The organism is Micromonospora sp. NPDC018662 (genome assembly GCF_044391475.1).
Lineage (GTDB): Bacteria > Actinomycetota > Actinomycetes > Mycobacteriales > Micromonosporaceae > Micromonospora.
Genome location: NZ_JBISAC010000002.1, coordinates 67433 through 85635 on the forward strand (window position 1 = coordinate 67433; position 18203 = coordinate 85635).

An 18203-nucleotide genomic window follows, 5' to 3' on the forward strand; every position below is an offset into this window, starting at 1 on the left:
CGGAGAAATGCGCAGGAAGTTCGCGAGAAAGGATGAACGTCAGGGCAGCAACGCGGCGGCCAGCGGCTGGACCGTCTCCTCGATCTCGTCGGCCACCCGGCTGAAGCACTGGTCGCCCCGACCCCACGGGTCGTCCAGGTCGTCGGTGGGCAACGCGGAGTCACCCCGTCGGGCGGCGTCGGCGGCCGCCACCAGGGCGACCCCGCGCGCGTGCACCGCCTCCGGCGTCGGCCCGGCGGGCGGCAACGCGGACCGGTCCAGCGCGCCCAGCAGCCGACCGAACTCGCCCAGCACGAACGTGTGCCCGGCGGCGTCCGGCCGCAGGGCCACCACGTACTCCTGCTGGTCGGCGGTGGCGGTGAGCACCAGGTCGGCGGCGTCGATCAGGTCGGAGCGCAGCCGCCGCGCGGCGAACCCGGCCACCTCACCGCCACGCGCGGTCACCTGTCGCGCGGCCGGCGGGTTCATCTCCTCGCCGGCGTGCCACCCGCCGGTGCCGGCGCTGTGGCTGTGCACCAGCGCGTCCGAGCCGGCCGGATCGACGTCGAGCCGGGCCAGCCGCTCCCGCACGGCGAGCAGCAGCAGCCGCTCGGCCATCGGCGACCGGCAGATGTTGCCCATGCAGACGTGCAGGACGGTGAACGGCGGCACTCAGAACCCCCGCTCGTCGAGCATGTCCGGCGCCACCTCGCGCAGCTTCGCCAACGACACCGCGCCCTGGCGCAGCACCCGCGGCACCTCGCCGGTCAGGTCGACGATCGTGCTCGGCACCGGATCCACCGCCGGCCCGGCCTCCAGGTAGGCCCGGACGCCGTAGCCGAGCTGGTCGCGGGCCTCCTCGGCGGTCAGCGCGGCCGGCTGGCCGATCTTGTTGGCCGAGGCGACCGCCATCGGCCCGGTCTCCCGCAGCACCTCCAGCGCGACCGGGTGCAACGGCATCCGCACCGCCACCGTGCCGCTGGTGTCGCCGAGATCCCAGGCCAGGCTCGGCGAGTGCTCCACCACGATCGTCAGCGCGCCCGGCCAGAACGCCTCGACCAGGTCGCGGGCCGCCTGGGGCAGCGAGAAGACCAGGCCGTCGAGCGTGTGCCGGGAGCCGATCAGCACCGGCGGCGCCTGCCGGGCGCCACCCTTGGTGTCCGCCAGGGCCTTCACCGCGTACGGGGTGAACGCGTCCGCCCCGATGCCGTAGACCGTGTCGGTCGGCAGGACGACGAGTTCCCCGTTCTTGACCGCCTCGATGGCAGCGGCGATGCCGCGGTCCCGGTCGGCGGGCGACCGACAGTCGTAGAGCATCACGAGGAGTCAGTCTGCCACGCCGGGGCGGGGTCGGCGTGGGGGCCGTCCGCCCGCCGGGACGCGGTCGCCCACCGGGGCCGCCCGGCCAGGTCCCGGTGCTCCTCGACGCGCTCGTACCGGCCGTCGCCGGAGAGCAGGGCCGGCACCGCCGTGGCGTGCGTGTCGTCGTGCTCGACGCCGATCACCCCGCCCGGCCGCAGCAGCGTCGCGGCACGGGCCACCACCGGCCGGAGCACGTCCAGCCCGTCCGCGCCGCCGAACACCGCCTCGTCCGGGTCGTGGCCGGCCACCTCCGGCGGCACGGTCACCGACCTCGGCACGTACGGCGGGTTGCAGAGCAGCACGTCGACCCGGCCGACCAGGTCCGCCAGCAGTTCGGGATCGGTCACGTCGGCGGCCACCACCTCGACCGGCCGGTCCCCCGCGTCGGCGCGGGCCGCGGCGTTGCGACGCAGCCAGGCCAGCGCGGCCGGCGAGCGTTCCACCGCCACCACCCGGGCCGACGGCACCTCCTGGGCGACCGCCAGCGCGATCGCGCCGGAGCCGCTGCACAGGTCCACCACGAGCGGCGCGGCGAGCCGGCGGGCCGCGTCGACGCCCCAGCCGGCCAGCAGCTCCGTCTCCGGTCGGGGCACGAACACCCCCGGCCCGACCGCCAACTCCAGGTGCCGGAAGCCGGCCGCGCCGGTGAGATGCTGCAACGGCTCCCGGGCCACCCGCCGGTCGAGCAGCGCCGCCAGGCGGTCACGGTCGGCCGGGGTGAACCCGTCGGCCAGCGCCAACCGGCCGCGCGGCACCCCCAGCACGTACGCGGCCAACTGCTCGGCCTCCGCCCGGGGCGCCTCCACGCCGGCGGCGGCCAGCGCCCGGGCCGCCCCGGCGATCACCGGCGAGACGCGTTCGCGTTCTGTCCCTTCGGACGGGTGTTGTGGGAGTGTGCTCACGCAATAATCATGAAGCGTCGCGGTTCGCCACACGAGCGGGTGCGTCCGGGCGCACACGGCAGGGAGGTCGCGAGTGGGCTGGCTCGACCAGGTCGAGGACCAGGTTGACGCCCTCCGACGTGCCCGGGCGTTGCAGGAGGCGAGCCGTTCCGCCGAGGCGTGCGTGCTGCTCGACCGCGTGATCCGCACCACCGACGATCCGTACGCCCGCGCCGACGCGCTGGTGCAGCGCCTGTCCGCGCTGATCAATCTCGGTCGGACCGCCGAGTTCACCCGGGCCGTCGAGGACGCCTCCGCCGCGGTGCGCGACCTGGCCGAGCCCTACCTGCACGGGCACCTCAACGCGCTGGCCGCGCTCGCCGCCCACCACCAGGGCGCGCTCGACCGGTGCGTGATGCACCTGGTCCGGGCCGCCCGCGCGCTCGGCGCCGACGACACGCCGGACCGGGACACCGCCTGGGGCTGGCACGACCTGGCGATGGCGTACTCGTACCTCAGCTTTCACGGCCACGCGCTCGGCGCGATCGAACGCGCTCGCGAGGTGGGACTGAGCGCGGGCATCCCGGAGGAGACCTTCGCGGCGCCGGGGATCCGGCTGCGCAACGCGGTCGCCCTGGACCACAACGGCGACAGCGACGGCTGCCTGCGGGTGCTGCGCGACGTGGCCGGCGACCTGGCCCGGTTCCTGCGCGGCGGGCGGGCCGGCAACCTGCGGCCCAGCAGCCTCGCCGCCTACGGCTACGCCGCCGCCCGACGCGCCGCGCTCGGCGACCGGGTGGAGTCCGCCGGGGACGCCGACCCGAACCGCCTGCTCGGCCACGGCGGGGACAGCGCCCGCGCCCGCGACCTGCGCCAGCTCGGCCAGGTCTGCCTGGCGGTCGCCGCCGGCCGGCCGATCGAGGCGGTCACCCGGCTGGACACCGTCCGGGCGTCCGACGAGACGCTCGGCGCGGCCGAGCCGCCCCGGCTGCGCAGCATCGCGCTGGCCCGGGCCGGCGACCACGCCGGCGCGCACCGCGCGGACCGGCACGCGTTCCGGCTGGCCGCGCGCCGCAGCGACCGCCTGCGGGACGTCTACATCGACGGCATCGCCGCGCGGATCGACCACGAGGAGATGCGCCGGGAGGCCGCCCGCTACGAGGGCGAGGCGCTCACCGATCCGCTCACCGGCCTGCCCAACCGACGCCGGCTGGAGCGTTACCTCGGCGCGGTGGTGTCCCGGGGCGAGCGGGTGGTGATCGGCGTCTGCGACCTCGACGGGTTCAAGGCGGTCAACACCCGGCACGGCCACCACTCCGGTGACCTGGTGCTGCAACGGGTGGCCGGCGTGATCAACCGGGTGATGCGGCGGGGCGACTTCGTGGCCCGCTACGGCGGCGACGAGTTCGTCGTGGTGCTCCCCGACACCGGCATGCCGGAGGCGGTCGAGGTGGCCCGACGGATCGAGGCGGCCGTGCGCACCGAGGACTGGGAATCCCTGGTCCCGGGCACCCCGGTCGGGGTGACCATCGGGTTCGCCGAGGTCGACGGCAGCACCACGATCAGCGTCCGGGAGGCGCTCGGCGCCGCCTTCGAGCTGGCCGACCGCGAGATGCTGCGCGCGAAAGACCGCCTCCGCGCGAGCTGAGGTGTAAGGCGGGGCCCCCTGTTAACGCCTCAGGTATAGGCGGGGCCCCCGCTTAACACCGCCGCCGCCGCGCGGTCAGCGACGGGACAGCTCGGTCCCGCCGGCCAGCCGGGCCGCGCGGTCCGCCTCGGTCAGCGCGTCGAGCACCCCGTCCAGCTCGCCGGCCAGCGCCAGGTCGAGGTTGTACGCGGTGTAGCCGATCCGGTGGTCGGTGATCCGGTTCTGCGGGAAGTTGTAGGTGCGGATCCGCTCCGACCGGTCCACGGTGCGGACCTGCGCCTTGCGGGCGTCCGAGGCGGCCGCGTCGGCCTGCTCCTGCGCCGCGGCGAGCAGCCGGGCACGCAGGATCCGCATCGCCTGCTCACGGTTCTGGAGCTGCGACTTCTCGTTCTGGCAGGACACCACGATGCCGGTCGGCACGTGGGTGATCCGGACCGCCGAGTCGGTGGTGTTGACCGACTGGCCGCCGGGGCCGGACGAGCGGAACACGTCGATCCGCAGCTCGTTCGCGTCGATGGTGACGTCCACGTCCTCCGCCTCGGGCAGCACCAGCACGCCGGCCGCGCTGGTGTGGATCCGGCCCTGCGACTCGGTCACCGGGACGCGCTGCACCCGGTGCACGCCGCCCTCCCACTTGAGGCGGGACCAGACGCCGTTGCCGCCCTCGGGCACGCCCTTGGTCTTGATCGCCAGCGAGACGTCCTTCACGCCGCCGAGGTCGGAGTCCTGGGCGTCGATCACCTCGGTGGTCCAGCCCCGGCGCTCGGCGTACCGGGTGTACATCCGCAGCAGGTCGCCGGCGAACAACGCCGACTCCTCACCGCCCTCGCCGGCCTTGATCTCGACGATCACGTCCTTGGCGTCGTGCGGGTCACGCGGGATGAGCAGCTCGGCGAGACGCTCCTCCAGCGCCGGCAGGGCGGCCGCGATGGTGTCCGCCTCGGCGGCGAACGCCGGGTCCTCGGCGGCCAGCTCGCGCGCGGCGACCAGGTCCGCGCGGGCCTGCTCCAGCTCGCCGGCCGCCTTGTGCAGCGGCACCAGCTCGGCGTACCGCCGGCCCACCCGCCGGGCGGTGCCCTGGTCGGCGTGGATGGCCGGGTCGGCCAGCCGCTTCTCCAGCTCGGCGTACTCGTCGAGGAGGGCGGCCAGGCGCTCACTGCTCATGCTGCGGATGCTCCTTCGGACGACACGACGACACCGGCGGAAACGGACGAACGCCCGTGCCCGGCACGGAGCCGGACACGGGCGTCGTCGACGGAGCTACTTGGCCTTCTTGGCCTGAACCTTGGCGTACTTCTGCTGGAACTTCGCGACCCGACCGGCGGTGTCCAGCACGCGCTGCTTACCGGTGTAGAACGGGTGGCAGGCGCTGCAGGTCTCGACGCTGATGGCGCCGCCCTTGGCGGTGCTGCGGGTCGTGAACGTGTTGCCGCAGGAGCAGCGGACCTCGGTGGTCACGTACTCCGGGTGGATGTTGGGCTTCATGTCGCCTCGGTCCTTTCGTGGGTGGTCGCCGGGTCGCCGTCGGTGTGCCCCGTCGTGGTGACGGGCTCGGGCGTGAACCGGAACCGGTGGCCGATTGACCAGTGTGCCATGGGCGTCGGCCGGCCGGCACAGCAGGTCCGCCCGCCACAACGCCCGACCATCTCCCCGCATTCCCACCCGCCGCCCCACCACTCCCCCACCCGCCCCCCAACCCCGTGGTGGGGGTCCGGCGAGGGCTCCTCCCCCAGGATGAGGAGCCCTCGCCGGGACCTCATGCGGCGGGGCGCGCCTGCGCCGCCGCGGCGGTGGTCACCGTCGCCTCGGCGCGTACGCCGTTGACGGTGACCGTGAGCAGGACCCGTGCGCCGGGCCGCAGCGCGGTGAGTTGCCCGGTCTCCGGGTCGAACCGGGCCACGTGCCACGGGCGTACCCCGGCCGCGTCGCCGACGTGCAGGTTGGGGGAGCCGGCCCAGTCGGCGCTGACCGGCGCGGCCACCGGCACCTTCCGGCCGCCGGGCTGGGTGAGCGTGGCCGGCACCGCCACCGGTGCGCCGAGGCGAACCTGGGCCGGCGCGTCCAGCGTGAGCCGGTCGACGTGGGCGTGCATCTCGGCGGCCACCCACTCCGGCCCCTCCGCCAGCGGGTCCCGGCGGGCCCGCTCCGCCTCCCGCGGGGTGACCGGATCCACCCCGAACTCGGTCCAGCCGGTGAAGCCGCCGAGCCCGGCCGGGGTGGACGGGTCCTTGCCCGCGTTGCCGTTGATCACGTACGGGACGCCGTCCACCCGGTCGGCGTGGAACGTGCCGACGTGCCCGTTCACCATCAGCGCGCCCTTGCCGGTGCGGTGCTGGAAGTCGGCCAGCCACTGCTCGACGAGCGCGGCCTCCTTCCGGTCCCCCAGTTGGCTGGCCTTGACCGGGCTCGGGTCGCGCGGCGGGTGGTGGAAGAACACCGCCACCGAGCCGACGGCGCGGTCGGCAGCCGCCTCGTCCAGCGTCCGGCGCAGCAGCTCCACCTGGTCGAACCCGCCCCCGCGCAGCGACCCGCTGGCCGTGCTCAACGTGAGGAACCGGGTGCCCCGGTGGTCGAAGACACGCTTGGTGTCCCCGAACACGCTCCGGAAGTTGTCGATCGGGGCGCCCATGATCTCGTGGTTGCCCGGCACGTAGTGGTAGGGCACGTCGCCGCCCAGCTCCTCGTCCAGGATCCGCTTGGCCAGCGCGAAGTCCGCCGGGTACGCGGTGTCCACGAAGTCGCCGTCGATGATCAGGAAGTCCGGCCGGGCGGCGCGGACCTCGCGCAGCGTACGGCGGGCCTGGGCGACCAGTTCGCTGTCCGGGTCGGCGGCGACGAACTGGGCGTCGGAGAGCACCGCGAAGCGCCAGGGCGCGCCGTCGACGGTGCCGTCGCGCAGCACCACCCGGTCGGTGCGGTGCGGCTCCGGCGGGGCCTGCACGTCCGGTGGCACCCGGGCGACCAGGTCGTCGACGACCACCTCGCTGCGGTACTGCTTCGCCGGATCGGTCTCGGCCACGTAGAACCGGCGCACCCGCACCGGGTACTGCACGCCCGGCGGGACCGCGAACTCGACGTACTTCCAGCCGGTCCAGTCGAGGTACGGGCCGCGCAGCACGAACTGGGTGTCCTGCGCGTCGTGCAGGTGCAGGCTCGGCCACTCGCCGGTGCCGTTCGCCCTGATCCACATGCCGAACGCCTGCGGCTGGCCGGGCACGTCGATCCAGGCCGGCGGATCGGCGTACGCCGCGCGGGTGCCGGTGGACTGGCTGAAGTCGTACGACATCTTCAGGCCGGTGCCGGTGTGCCCGTCCGTCGGGGCGACCGCGCCGGACGCGCGGGCCTGGCTGAACCGCCAGGACGCGGCGTCGTCGAAGCCGGCCACCGGCACGTCGGTCAGCCCGACGGTCACCGGCAGCACCGTGGTACGCGTACCGACCCGGGCGGTGACCAGCGCGGAGCCGGACCCGCCGAGGGCCTTCACGGCCAGGTTGCCGTCGGCGGTGGGGGTGACGGAGAGCAGGTCGTGGTCGTACTCCAGCCTCAGGTCGGCCGGCTCGATCGGCGCGGTGTTGCCCTCGGCGTCGTAGCCGACCACGCCGAACAGGCCGGTGTCGCCCGCCCCGTCGAGGCCGACCCGGTCGACGGTGCCGTCGATCCGCGCCAGCGGGCCGAGCACGGTCAGGTCGAGCGTGCCCCGGGCCCGCCCGCGCGCGGCGGTGACGGTGCTCCGGCCGGGGCTGCCGGCCCGGAACACCCCGTCGTCGTCCACCCGGCCGCGGGTGGCGTGCCAGCGCGGCGCACCGGCCGCCGGCCCGTACGTCTCGTCGTGGCCGGCGGCGGTGAGCCGGCGGGTGAGGCCGGGGAAGACGCGGTCCGGCCGGCCGCCCCGGACCGGGGCGACGCCCGGCGCGGCGGTCGGGTCGCTGGCGGTCTCCAGCCAATAGCCGGTGAGCCGGCCGCTGCCCTTCGGCGCGTAGACGGCAAGCCCGTTGGGCACCGGCCGCTCACTGCCGTCCGACGGGCTGTTCTCCACCTGGACCGCTGCCGCGCCGGGCTCCCGGGCCAGCAGCGTGGAGGAGCCGCCGCCGTCGAGGTTGAGCGCGTTCGCGGCGCCCAGCTCGACCATCATCCGGCCCATCTCGGTCTGGGTGACGCCGCGGCTGTCCACCTGCCGGCCGTCCACCGTCAGCATGATCATCCGACGGCCGTCGGCGGAGAACCCCACCGAGGTACGCGGGGCCAGCGACTGGTCGGCGATGGTCTGCACCACGCCGTCCCGGACCAGCACGTTGCCGCCGCCCACCGCGGCACGCAGGTCGCCGCCGTCGGAGGCGCGCGGACGCCAGGACAGGTCGACCGGGTCACCGGGGCGCAGCGCGGCCAGCGCGTCCGCCCCGCTCTCCCGGGCGAGCAGCACCGTGCTGCCGGCCGGGATCGGCCCCTCCCCCGCCGTGGTGGCGACGGCGGCCACCCGCCCGCCGGTCACCGTCACCTCGACCACCCGCGCCGCGCCGTCGACCGCGCGCTGCCGGGGGTACGCCCCCCAGAGCGGGGTGAACACGCCCACGCCGTCACGCTGCACCATGTTGTTGAACTGGGTCAGCGGCACCGGCCCGCCGGGGAGCGCGGCGGTGCCCTCGAAGCCGACCTCGACCACCCGGCCGAGGCCGCCGGCACCGATCCCGACCGCGTTGGGGTGCCCGGCGACCGGCGACTGCACCAGCTCGCCGGAGCGGATGCCGACGCCCTGGGCGGCGCCCGAGTTGTTGATGTCGAAGAAGTCGCCGTTGACGGCCGCCACGGCGCGGGACCGGTCGACCGCCGCCCGCAGCGGCTCGTCCCGGGTGACCGCGCCGGAGTTGACGTAGTCAACGGTCAGCCCGCCGGACAGGTCGGCGGTGAGCGCGTCGGCGCGCAGCCAGCCGGCGGCGTCGTAGCGGTCGAAGGAGGTCAGGTCCAGGCCGGGCGCGACCGGCCGGGTGGTCTTCGCGGTCTCGAGGCCGCCGGCGGGTTCCACAGCGGCCAGCGTGACCGCGGTCGACGGGGTGGCCGCCACGGCCGGCGGTATGGGCGCGGCGAGGGTGAGCAGCGGCGTCAGCAGCAGGACGCCGAGGGAACGGACAGATCGACTGCGCAATCGCATGGACGACAGTCAACCCGACCGTGAATAGAAGTTTCAACACCTCCCGACTGAACCGTAGAAAAACTTCAGCAAGCCGGGGAGTCGGGCGTGTCGCGGCGCGCAAGACGTTCGCCGCGAAGCGATATACCACAGAGTCATAATTATGACCTCCAGGTATATCGCCGAAAACCGATCTGGCTCCCACCCCGACCCGCCGGTACGCGAACGAGGGGCACGGCCGGTGGCCGTACCCCTCGTCGTCGATCCGTCAGGTCACTCGCCCGGAGTGGACTTCGCGATCTGCATCAGGAACTCGATGTTGGTGCGGGACTGCTTGAGCCGGTCCAGCAGCAGGTCGAGCGCGGCCTGCGAGTCCAGCGAGTGCAGCACCTTGCGGAGCTTGTGGATGATCGCCAGCTCCTCCGGCGCCAGGAGGACCTCCTCCTTGCGGGTGCCGGTGGGGTTGATGTCGATCGCCGGGAAGACGCGCTTGTCGGCGATCTTCCGGTCCAGCTTCAGCTCGGCGTTACCGGTGCCCTTGAACTCCTCGAAGATGACCGTGTCCGCCATGGACCCGGTCTCCACCAGCGCCGTGGCGATGATGGTGAGCGAGCCGCCGTTCTCGATGTTGCGGGCCGCGCCGAGGAAGCGCTTCGGCGGGTAGAGCGCGGTGGAGTCGATACCACCCGACATGATCCGGCCACTGGCCGGCGCCGCCAGGTTGTACGACCGACCGAGCCGGGTCACCGAGTCGAGCAGCACGACCACGTCGTGCCCCAGCTCGACCAGGCGCTTCGCCCGCTCGATCGCCAGCTCGGCCACCGTGGTGTGGTCCTGCGGCGGACGGTCGAACGTGGCCGCGATGACCTCGCCCTTGATCGACCGCTGCATGTCGGTGACCTCTTCGGGCCGCTCGTCCACCAGCACCACCATCAGGTGGCACTCCGGGTTGTTGCGGGTGATGGCGTTCGCGATCGCCTGCAACACCATCGTCTTGCCCGCCTTGGGCGGCGACTGGATGAGCGCCCGCTGTCCCTTGCCGATCGGCATGACCAGGTCGATCACCCGGGTGGTCAGGATGTGCGGCTCGGTCTCCAGCCGCAGGCGCTCCTGCGGGTAGAGCGGGGTGAGCTTGTAGAACTCGGGCCGACGCTTCGCCTCGTCCGGCTCCATCCCGTTGATGGTGTCCAGTCGGACCAGCGGGTTGTACTTGTCGCGCCGCTGCTCGCCGTCCCGGGCCGCCCGCACCGCGCCGGTGATGGCGTCACCGCGGCGCAGGCCGTACTTCTTGATCTGGGACATCGAGACGTACACGTCGTTCGGGCCGGCCAGGTAGCCGGTGGTCCGGACGAAGGCGTAGTTGTCGAGCACGTCGATGATGCCGGCCACCGGGACGAGCACGTCGTCCTCGCCGACCTGCGGCTCGCGGACGGCACCGCCGTCGCCGCTCTCGCCCCGCTCGCCACGGCCACGTCGACGGTCCCGGAACCGGCTGCGCCGGCCCCGCCGGCCGCCGCCCTCGTCGTCGTCGTCGTTGTCCCGGCTGTCCCGGTTGTCCCGATCGGCGCGCTGACCCCGGTCGTTCCGGTCACCGCGATCGTTGCGGTCACCGCGATCGTTGCGGTCACCGCGATCGTTACGGTCACCCCGGTCGTTGCGGTCGCCCCGCTCGGCACGCTCGCCCCGGTCGTTACGGTCGCCGCGATCGTTACGGTCACCGCGATCGTTACGGTCACCCCGGTCGTTGCGCTCGGCACGCTCGCCCCGGTCGGCGCGGTCGCCCCGGTCGTTGCGCTCGCCCCGGTCGGCACGCTCGCCCCGCTCGGCACGCTCGCCCCGGTCGGCACGGTCGCCCCGCTCGGCACGCTCACGGCCCCGGCCCTCGGCGCGCTCGTCGCGCTCGGCCCGCTCGCCGCCGCGCTCGGCCCGCTCGCCGGTCTCGGCGGGCGCCACCTCGGCACGCGCCTCGGCCGGACGCACCTCGGCCGGACGCGCCTCGGTAGCACGCGCCTCGGCCGGACGCGCCTCCGCAGAACGGGCCTCGGCCGGACGCGCCTCGGCGGTCGCGGTGGCGGTCCGGGTGCGACGACCACGCGTACGGCCCTCGGTCACCTCGGCGGCCGGCGCTGGCTCGGCGGGACGACGCCCGGCCTCGGCCCGCTCCTCACGGACCTCGGCGTGCACCTCCTCGCGGGCGGGAGCGGCCGCGGCCGCGACCTCGGCCCGCGGTCGAGGGGTTCCGGCGGCGGCGCCGCCCTGGCGCTCGCTGATCGCACTGATCAGCTCGCCCTTGCGCATGCGAGCCGTACCAGAGATGCCGAGCGACGCGGCCAGGCTCTGGAGCTCCGGCAGCAGCATCGCCGACAGGCCGGTACCACTGCGCCGACGGCGCGTGGGGGCCGCGGTGGTGGCATCGCCAGCGACGTTGGAAACATCCGACGTCACGTCGGTGGTGTCGCTCAATGGATTCCTTCCCTCGATAGGCCGGGACTGCCCGGAGTCGTGGAACCAGGTGGCCGGGCGGCCTCGGTGCACCCGCCTCGCATGGACGCGTCGCGGGAGTCTGTAGCACAGCAGCCGGTCGGTTTCCCGACTCACCACCATCGGTGAGCAGGTCTCGCCGTCTGCGGCGACCTGTGGAAACTGCGGTGCGGCGTAGGCCTTGGGCAGGGGTGACGGGCTGACCGCCGAGAGCTTCGGGGGTGCGCCGAACCGCAGGAAGATCGCATGCTTCGCGGCTGTGCTCGGTCTAGAGCGTAATCAACTCTTCCGACCTGCGGCAACAGGGTCCCGCTCGGCGTGTCAAAGTCTACCCCGGAAAACCCGCGCTCCGCTGACATCTGTCGGCAACTCCCACCGACGCCATTCTGTTCCCACCTCGAACCCCACCGGCACGTCGGAGAGCGCCAGCACCGTCGGGCCGGCCCCACTGACCACGGCGGCCACACCGGCCGCACGCAGCTCAGCGACCAGTTCGGCGGTGCCCGGCATCCCCGGGGCGCGCTGCTCCTGGTGCAGTCGGTCGACGGTGGCCGGCAGCAGCAGCGCCGGGTCGACGGTCAGCGCGTGCACCAGCAGCGCGGCACGGCCCGCGTTGGCCGCCGCGTCGGCGTGCGGCACGGTGGCCGGCAGGGCGGCGCGGGCCTCCGAGGTCAGACCCCGCTCGGCCGGCACGAAGACGGTCGGCCGAACGGCGGGCGCCACCGGCAGCGAGACCGCCCGGGCGCCGGACGGCTCCGTCCAGGCGATCGTGAAGCCGCCGAGCAGGCACGGCGCCACGTTGTCCGGATGGCCCTCCAGCTCCGCCGCCAGGCGCAGCGCGGCGTCGTCGGCCAGCCGCTGCCCGCCGTCGACCACCAGCGCGCGGGCCGCCAGCACGCCGGCCACGATGGCCGCCGAGGACGAGCCGAGACCGCGGGCCTGCGGGATCCGGTTGACGCACTCCAGCGCCAGGCCGGCGGGCTGCGCGCCCAGCACGTCGAACGCGGCCCGCATGGCGGTCACGACCAGGTGGCGGTCGTCCGCCGGCAGCTCACCGGCACCCTCACCGGTGACCTCCACCCGGACGCCGCCGCCGGTCACCTCGGCCGTCACGTCGTCGTGCCGGCCCAGGGCCAGCCCGAGCGCGTCGAAGCCGGGGCCGAGGTTGGCGCTGGTCGCGGGCACCCGGACCCGGACCGGACCGGAGGCGAAAGTCGTCGGCACCGGCTCATGCTAGGGCCTGGTCCCGACACCGCGCCGGACCGCCCGGAGCGTGGGACCGCCGGTCAGCCCGCCGACGGCTGCGCCGGGTCGGTGAGCGAGAGGCGTCGGGTGGCGAACCGCCAGCCGATCGCGTAGACCACGGTGACCAGGCCGCAGCCGGCCAGCACCGTGCGCTCGTCCACCCGGTCCACCACCAGCGCCACCACCAGCTGGCTGATCGCGATGGCCAGCGTGGCGAGCATCATGTCGGTGGCGAAGACGCGGCCGCGCAGCCGGTCCGGCACCTCGCCCTGGAGCGCGTAGTTGGACAGCACCCAGTTGCTGCCGCCGCCGAGGTGGGCCAGGAAGACCAGCGCCAGCACCAGCGGGAACCAGGACACCGCCGAGGCGCCCAGGTAGGCCAGGCCGTAGGTGGACATGGACAACGCGAGGCCGGTGAGCAGCCAGGCCCGGTTGCTGAGCACCCGGCGCATCAGGATCGGGCCGACCAGCGCACCCGCGCCCCGGGCGGCGAAGAGCAGGCCGGCGCCCACCGGGCCGACCCCGTACACGCCGGCCAGCAGCGGGAAGACGGTCAGCACGCCGTTGCCCAGGCCGACCGCCGACTTCACCGTCACCAGCGCGAGCACGCGTGGCCGGTGCGCGATGTAGCCGAGCGCCTCGCGGATCGCCGCCGAGGTGCGCGGCACGCCCGCCGCCGGGTCCCGGGGCGCCTGCAGGGGCCGGCGGATCAGCGCGGCCAGCCCCACCGCCCCGGCCAGGCCCGCCGCGGCCACCCAGAAGCTGGCGTACGGGCCGGCCACGGCGCTCAGGATCCCGCCGAGCGAGGCGCCGACCACCGTCATCGTGCCCCAGGCCGAGCCGGCGACCGCGTTGGCCGCCGCCAGGTCCACCGGATCGACCACGTTGGGCAGGGCGGCCTGGGCGGCCGGCGAGTAGAACGCCTTCGCCACCGCCACGACCGCGATGGCCAGCAGCGCCAGCCAGGCGGTTCCGGCACCGCGGACACCGAGCAGCAGCAGGACGCCGGCGAGCGCGGCCACATTGGCCGCCATCATGACCCGGCGGCGGTCGAACCGGTCGGCGACGGTGCCGGCGTACGGGAGCAGCAGTGCGGTGGTGCCGGTGTCCACGGCCAGCACCAGCGCGCCCCAGATCCCGCTGCCGGTCAGTTCCGGCAGCAGCACCAGCAGCGGCACCATGACGAACCAGTCGGCGCCGAAGACGACCAGCTCGGCGAGGAACAGATTGCGGAAGTCGCGGTTGCGGACGAGGACCGAGAGGGTGGGTGACACGCCGGCACCCTATCCGGCGGCTCCCGGGCCGGCTGTGCGACGCAGCAGGTCGGAGACGGTGACGAACGCGTAGCCCCGGGCCCGCAGCCCGGTGATCATGTCGGGCAGGCCGCGGAGCGCGACCAGCCGTCGCTCGTCACCGACGTCGTGGCCGAGCAGGATGGTGCCGGGCCGCACGTCGGCCACGATGCGGCGGGCGTGCCCGGCCGGGTCGTGCGGGAACTCGCTCTCGACCATCTGGAGTGTCCAGAGCACCAGCCGGTAGTCCAGTTGGGCCGCCGCGTACAGCACCGCCCCGCCCAGGTGCCCCCAGGGCGGGCGGAGCAGCCGGGGCGCCGCGCCGGTGGCCGCCGTGATCGCGTCGTGGCTGCGGCTCAGGTCGTCGTGGACCGTCGCGGCGTCCATCCGGGCCAGGTCGTGGTGCGCCCAGCTGTGGTTGCCCACCTCGTGGTCGCCCATCCGGTCGCGTACCAGGGCGGCGTGCCGGCGGGCCCACTCACCGACCAGGAAGAACGTGGCCGGCACCCGGTGCTCGGCCAGCGTGTCCAGCACCATCGGCGTCCACTGTGGCCGGGGGCCGTCGTCGAACGTCAGCGCCACCAGCGGTTCGCCGGTGCGGGCGCCCCAGACCACCTGCACCCCGCCTCCGCCGACGTCCTGGTGACGGTTGCCGAGGGTCGCGCTGGCCGGGCCGCCGGCCAGCGGCAGCCGACGATCGGCCACCCACGTGCTCTCCAGCGTCGCGGCGGAACCCAGCGCGGCACCGCCGAGCAGCAGCGCCGACCGGCGCAGCAGACTACGCCGACCCCACCGGCCCACGCCGTCCGCCATCGCGCCCCCGCACCCAAAGTAGGCACCAGCTCACCGAGCGTACCGCTCGGCGGCACCCCAGCGGGGGGAGGTGTTAGGCGGGGGCCCCGCTTATGCAGAAAGCGTTAAGCGGGGCCCCCGCCTTTCACTCGGTCGGGGGAAGCGGGGAACGACGGCTCTTGGGCAGGCGGAGCACCTCGAACTGGTCCGTACCGTCGATCAGCGCCCCGGACGGGCGGGCCGGCGGCACGGCCGGGTCGCCCCCACCGCCGACGGTCACCGGCGCCGGAGTCGGGGCGACCGCCGGCTCGACCGGGCCGGCCGGCTCCGGTACGCCCCGACGGCGGTCCCGGCGGTCCCGCAGCGAGCCCTTGGTGCGCTCGATCATGGTGTAGAGCGTCGGCACCAGGACCAGCGTCAGCAACGTCGAGCTGAGCAGGCCACCGATCACCACGACCGCCAACGGCCTGGAGATGAAGCCGCCCTCGCCGGTCAGCCCGAACGCCATCGGCAGCAGCGCGAACACGGTGGCGACCGCGGTCATCAGGATCGGTCGCAGCCGACGCCGGCCGCCCTCGACCACCGCCTCGGTGACGCCCATGCCCTGCGCCCGGTACTGGTTGATCAGGTCGAGCAGCACGATCGCGTTGGTCACCACGATGCCGACCAGCATGAGCACGCCGATCAGCGCCGGCACGCCCAGCGGCGTCCCGGTGGCCAGCAGCAGCGCGATCGCCCCGGTCGCCGCGAACGGCACCGAGATCAGCAGGATCAGCGCCTGGGTCAGGCTGCGGAACGTGGCCACCATGATCAGGAAGACGATCGCGATGGCGGCCAGCACGGCCAGGCCGAGGTCCGCGAACGCGTCCGCCTGGTCGGCGCTCACCCCGCCGATGACGTACGTGGCACCCGGCACGTCCAGCGCGTCCAGCTTCTTCTGGAGCTCAGACGTGGTGGCGCCCAGGTTCGAGCCGGTGGCCGTGCCGGTCACCGAGACGCTGCGCTCGCCGTCGATCCGGGTCACCTGCTGCGGGCCGTCGACCTGGTTGACGTCGGCGATCGCGTCAAGCGTCACCGGGCCCACCCGCAGCGCCCGCAGCTCCGCCACGCTCAGCGGCGGCTTCGCCCCGGTGCTCAGCACCACGTCCTGCGCGGTGCCGTCCAGCGTGACCTGGCCCAGCGGCACCCCCCGGTACGTCTGCGCGACGAGCTGCCCCACGGCCGCCTCGGTCAGACCCGCGCGGGCCGCGGCGACCCGGTCCACGGTCACCTCCACCCGGGGCACCCGGGTGGCCAGGCCGGTGGTGACGTCCTCGACGCCGGAGGTGCCGGCCATCGCGGCCCGGACCTCCTCCGCCGCCCGGGCCAGCGTCTCCTGGTCGGCGGCCTGCACCACCACCTCGACCTGGTTGGCGGAGGCGTCCTGCCCGCCGCCGAACGTCAGCTCGCCGGCCTCCGGGCCGAGCGCGTCGAACTCCTTGCGCAGCGCCTCCCGCACCGTCCTGGCGTCGGTGTCGTCGGCCAGCGCCAGCGACCAGGAGGCCCGGTCGCTGCCGCCGCCCCCGGCGAACGGGTTGTCCCCACCACCGGCGCTGACCTGGTAGGTCTCCACGCCCGGCGTACGCTTCAGCACCTCCTCGACCCGGGCGGCGGCCCGGTCGGTGCCGGTGAGCCCGGTGCCGGCGGGCATCTCCTGCCGGATGGCGAGGGTGTCCTGGCCGGAGTCGTCCAGGAAGTTGGTCTCCAGCTTCTGCGCCAGGCCGAACGTGCCCAGCAGCACCAGCAGGCCCAGCGCCACGGTGGCCCACCGGCTCTTCCGGGAGCGGGTGGCGAAGCCGATCACCGGCAGGTACGCCCGCTGGAGCGGGCTGCGCAGCTCCTTCTCCTCGGCGGCCCGGCGGGCGGCCTCGTCGTCCGCGCCGCGGCGCGGCCGGAGGAACCAGTACGCCAGCACCGGGATCACGGTCAGCGACACCAGCAGCGAGGCGAGCAGCGCCACCGTCACGGTGATCGCGAACGGCGCGAAGAGCTGCCCGACGAAGCCGCCCACCAGGGCGATCGGCGCGAACACCGCGACCGTGGTCAGGGTGGACGCGGTCACCGCGCCGGCCACCTCGCGCACGGCGGTGAGGATCGCGTCGCGCTTCTCCTCGCCGTACTCCAGGTGCCGTTTGATGTTCTCCAGCACCACGATCGAGTCGTCCACCACCCGGCCCACCGCGATGGTCAACGCGCCCAGCGTGAGCAGGTTCAGCGAGTAGTCGCCGGCCCAGAGCACGATCAGCGCGACCAGCACCGACAGCGGGATGGAGACGGCGGTGACCACGGTGGACCGCACCGAGAGCAGGAAGACCAGGATCACCACCACCGCCATCAGCAGGCCGAGCAGGCCCTCGGTGGTGAGGCTCTCGATGGACCGCTCGACGAACGGGGCCTGGTCGAAGACCACTGTCAGCTCGGCGCCGGAGGCGGCCGTCAACTCGTCCAACCGGTCGCGGATGTCGTGCGAGATGCCGACCGCGTTGCCGTCCGGGCTGGCGGTGACCGCGATGCCGAGGCTCGGCTTGCCGTTGGTGCGGGTGAACGACGTCGCCGGGGCGAGCTGCGGCTCCACCCGGGCCACGTCGCCGAGGCGGACCGGCGCGGCCGGCGCGGTGGTGAGCACGATGCCGCGCAGGTCGTCCACGGTGCGGATGGGCGTGCCGACCTGCACCGGCAGCGACCGGTCGCCGTCGGCCAGCGCGCCCGCCGGCACCGCCACCCCGTTGGTCTTGAGCGCCGCCGCGATGGCGGTCGGGGCCACCCGGGCGGCGGCCAGCTTCGCCGGGTCGGGCGTGATCGACACCACCTGGTCCCGGGCGCCGGTGACGTCCACCGAGCGGACCCCGTCCAGCCCTTCCAGCTCCGGCACCACTGTGGCGCGCAGCTTCTCGGCCAGCGCCCGCTCGTCGCCGTCGCCGGTCGCGGCGATCACCACGGCGGGCAGGTCGTCGGTGCTGCCGGCGATGACCTGCGGGTCGACGCCCTCCGGGAGCTGAGCCCGGTTGATCGCGGTCTCCATCTTGTTGACCACGTCGTCCAGGTCGGTGCCGAACTCGTACTGCACCTGGACGGTGGCCGCGCCCTCGCGCGAGGTGGAGGTGACCTTCTCCAGCCCCGGGATGCCCTGGAGGCTGTTCTCGATCGGCTCGGCGACCTGGGACTCGACGATCTCGGGGGCGGCGCCCGGGTACGGCGCCACGATGAACGCGGCGGGGAACTCCAGCGACGGCAGCAGCTGCTGCTTCAACGACGGCACGGCGAACGCGCCGAACGCCGTGGTCACCAACGCGATCAGGGCGATCAGGCCCCGGTTGGCAAGACTGAATCTGGCGAGCAACGACATGGGCGTTGGTCAC

At 74.3% G+C, this 18203-nt stretch carries 12 protein-coding genes; 1 reads left to right on the forward strand and 11 read right to left on the reverse strand.

The genetic code is table 11. From position 1 onward, the window contains the following. Positions 1-39 precede the first annotated feature (39 nt). From ACH495_RS05630 to prmC, 3 genes are read right to left on the reverse strand one after another with little or no spacing between them, the layout of a single operon-like run. Complete coding sequence (locus ACH495_RS05630; RefSeq protein ID WP_396856586.1) at positions 40-651, reverse strand: phosphotyrosine protein phosphatase; 612 nt, start codon at positions 649-651, stop codon at positions 40-42. Further along, positions 652-1296 (reverse strand): L-threonylcarbamoyladenylate synthase, encoded by a 645-nt coding sequence (locus ACH495_RS05635; protein ID WP_396856587.1) that lies wholly within the window; start codon positions 1294-1296, stop codon positions 652-654. Further along, on the reverse strand, positions 1296-2243 hold the full coding sequence (prmC, locus tag ACH495_RS05640) for a peptide chain release factor N(5)-glutamine methyltransferase (protein ID WP_396856588.1): 948 nt from the start codon (positions 2241-2243) through the stop codon (positions 1296-1298). Before prmC ends, ACH495_RS05635 begins: the two co-directional genes overlap by 1 nt. Positions 2244-2316: 73 nt before the next feature. Between prmC and ACH495_RS05645 the strand changes: the two genes are divergently transcribed. Beyond that, a complete protein-coding gene (locus ACH495_RS05645) occupies positions 2317-3870 on the forward strand; it encodes a diguanylate cyclase domain-containing protein (protein WP_396856589.1) in 1554 nt (517 codons plus the stop codon). A gap of 75 nt (positions 3871-3945) precedes the next feature. Here the strand turns inward: ACH495_RS05645 and prfA are convergent, their stop codons facing one another. The 8 genes from prfA to ACH495_RS05685 form a co-directional block, all read right to left on the reverse strand. Next, on the reverse strand, positions 3946-5034 hold the full coding sequence (gene prfA, locus ACH495_RS05650) for a peptide chain release factor 1 (protein WP_396856590.1): 1089 nt from the start codon (positions 5032-5034) through the stop codon (positions 3946-3948). 96 nt (positions 5035-5130) lie between these two features. After that, positions 5131-5355 (reverse strand): 50S ribosomal protein L31, encoded by a 225-nt coding sequence (rpmE, locus tag ACH495_RS05655; protein WP_013288272.1) that lies wholly within the window; start codon positions 5353-5355, stop codon positions 5131-5133. Positions 5356-5626: 271 nt separating this feature from the next. Further along, positions 5627-9016 carry a phosphodiester glycosidase family protein gene (locus ACH495_RS05660; protein WP_396856591.1) on the reverse strand — a complete coding sequence of 1130 codons (3390 nt, stop codon included), beginning with the start codon at positions 9014-9016 and terminating at the stop codon, positions 5627-5629. A 252-nt stretch (positions 9017-9268) separates the two neighbouring features. After that, positions 9269-11458 (reverse strand): transcription termination factor Rho, encoded by a 2190-nt coding sequence (rho, locus tag ACH495_RS05665; protein ID WP_396856592.1) that lies wholly within the window; start codon positions 11456-11458, stop codon positions 9269-9271. A 339-nt stretch (positions 11459-11797) separates the two neighbouring features. After that, positions 11798-12700, reverse strand: coding sequence for a homoserine kinase (gene thrB / locus ACH495_RS05670; RefSeq protein ID WP_396856593.1), 903 nt, complete (start codon positions 12698-12700; stop codon positions 11798-11800). A 62-nt stretch (positions 12701-12762) separates the two neighbouring features. Then, positions 12763-13995, reverse strand: coding sequence for an MFS transporter (locus ACH495_RS05675; protein ID WP_396856594.1), 1233 nt, complete (start codon positions 13993-13995; stop codon positions 12763-12765). A gap of 9 nt (positions 13996-14004) precedes the next feature. Next, the gene (locus tag ACH495_RS05680; protein WP_396856595.1) at positions 14005-14826 is read right to left on the reverse strand and encodes a polysaccharide deacetylase family protein; all 822 of its coding nucleotides are present in this window, start codon (positions 14824-14826) and stop codon (positions 14005-14007) included. Between the two features lie 124 nt (positions 14827-14950). Beyond that, positions 14951-18190, reverse strand: coding sequence for an efflux RND transporter permease subunit (locus ACH495_RS05685; protein WP_396856596.1), 3240 nt, complete (start codon positions 18188-18190; stop codon positions 14951-14953). Between the last annotated feature and the right edge of the window lie 13 nt (positions 18191-18203).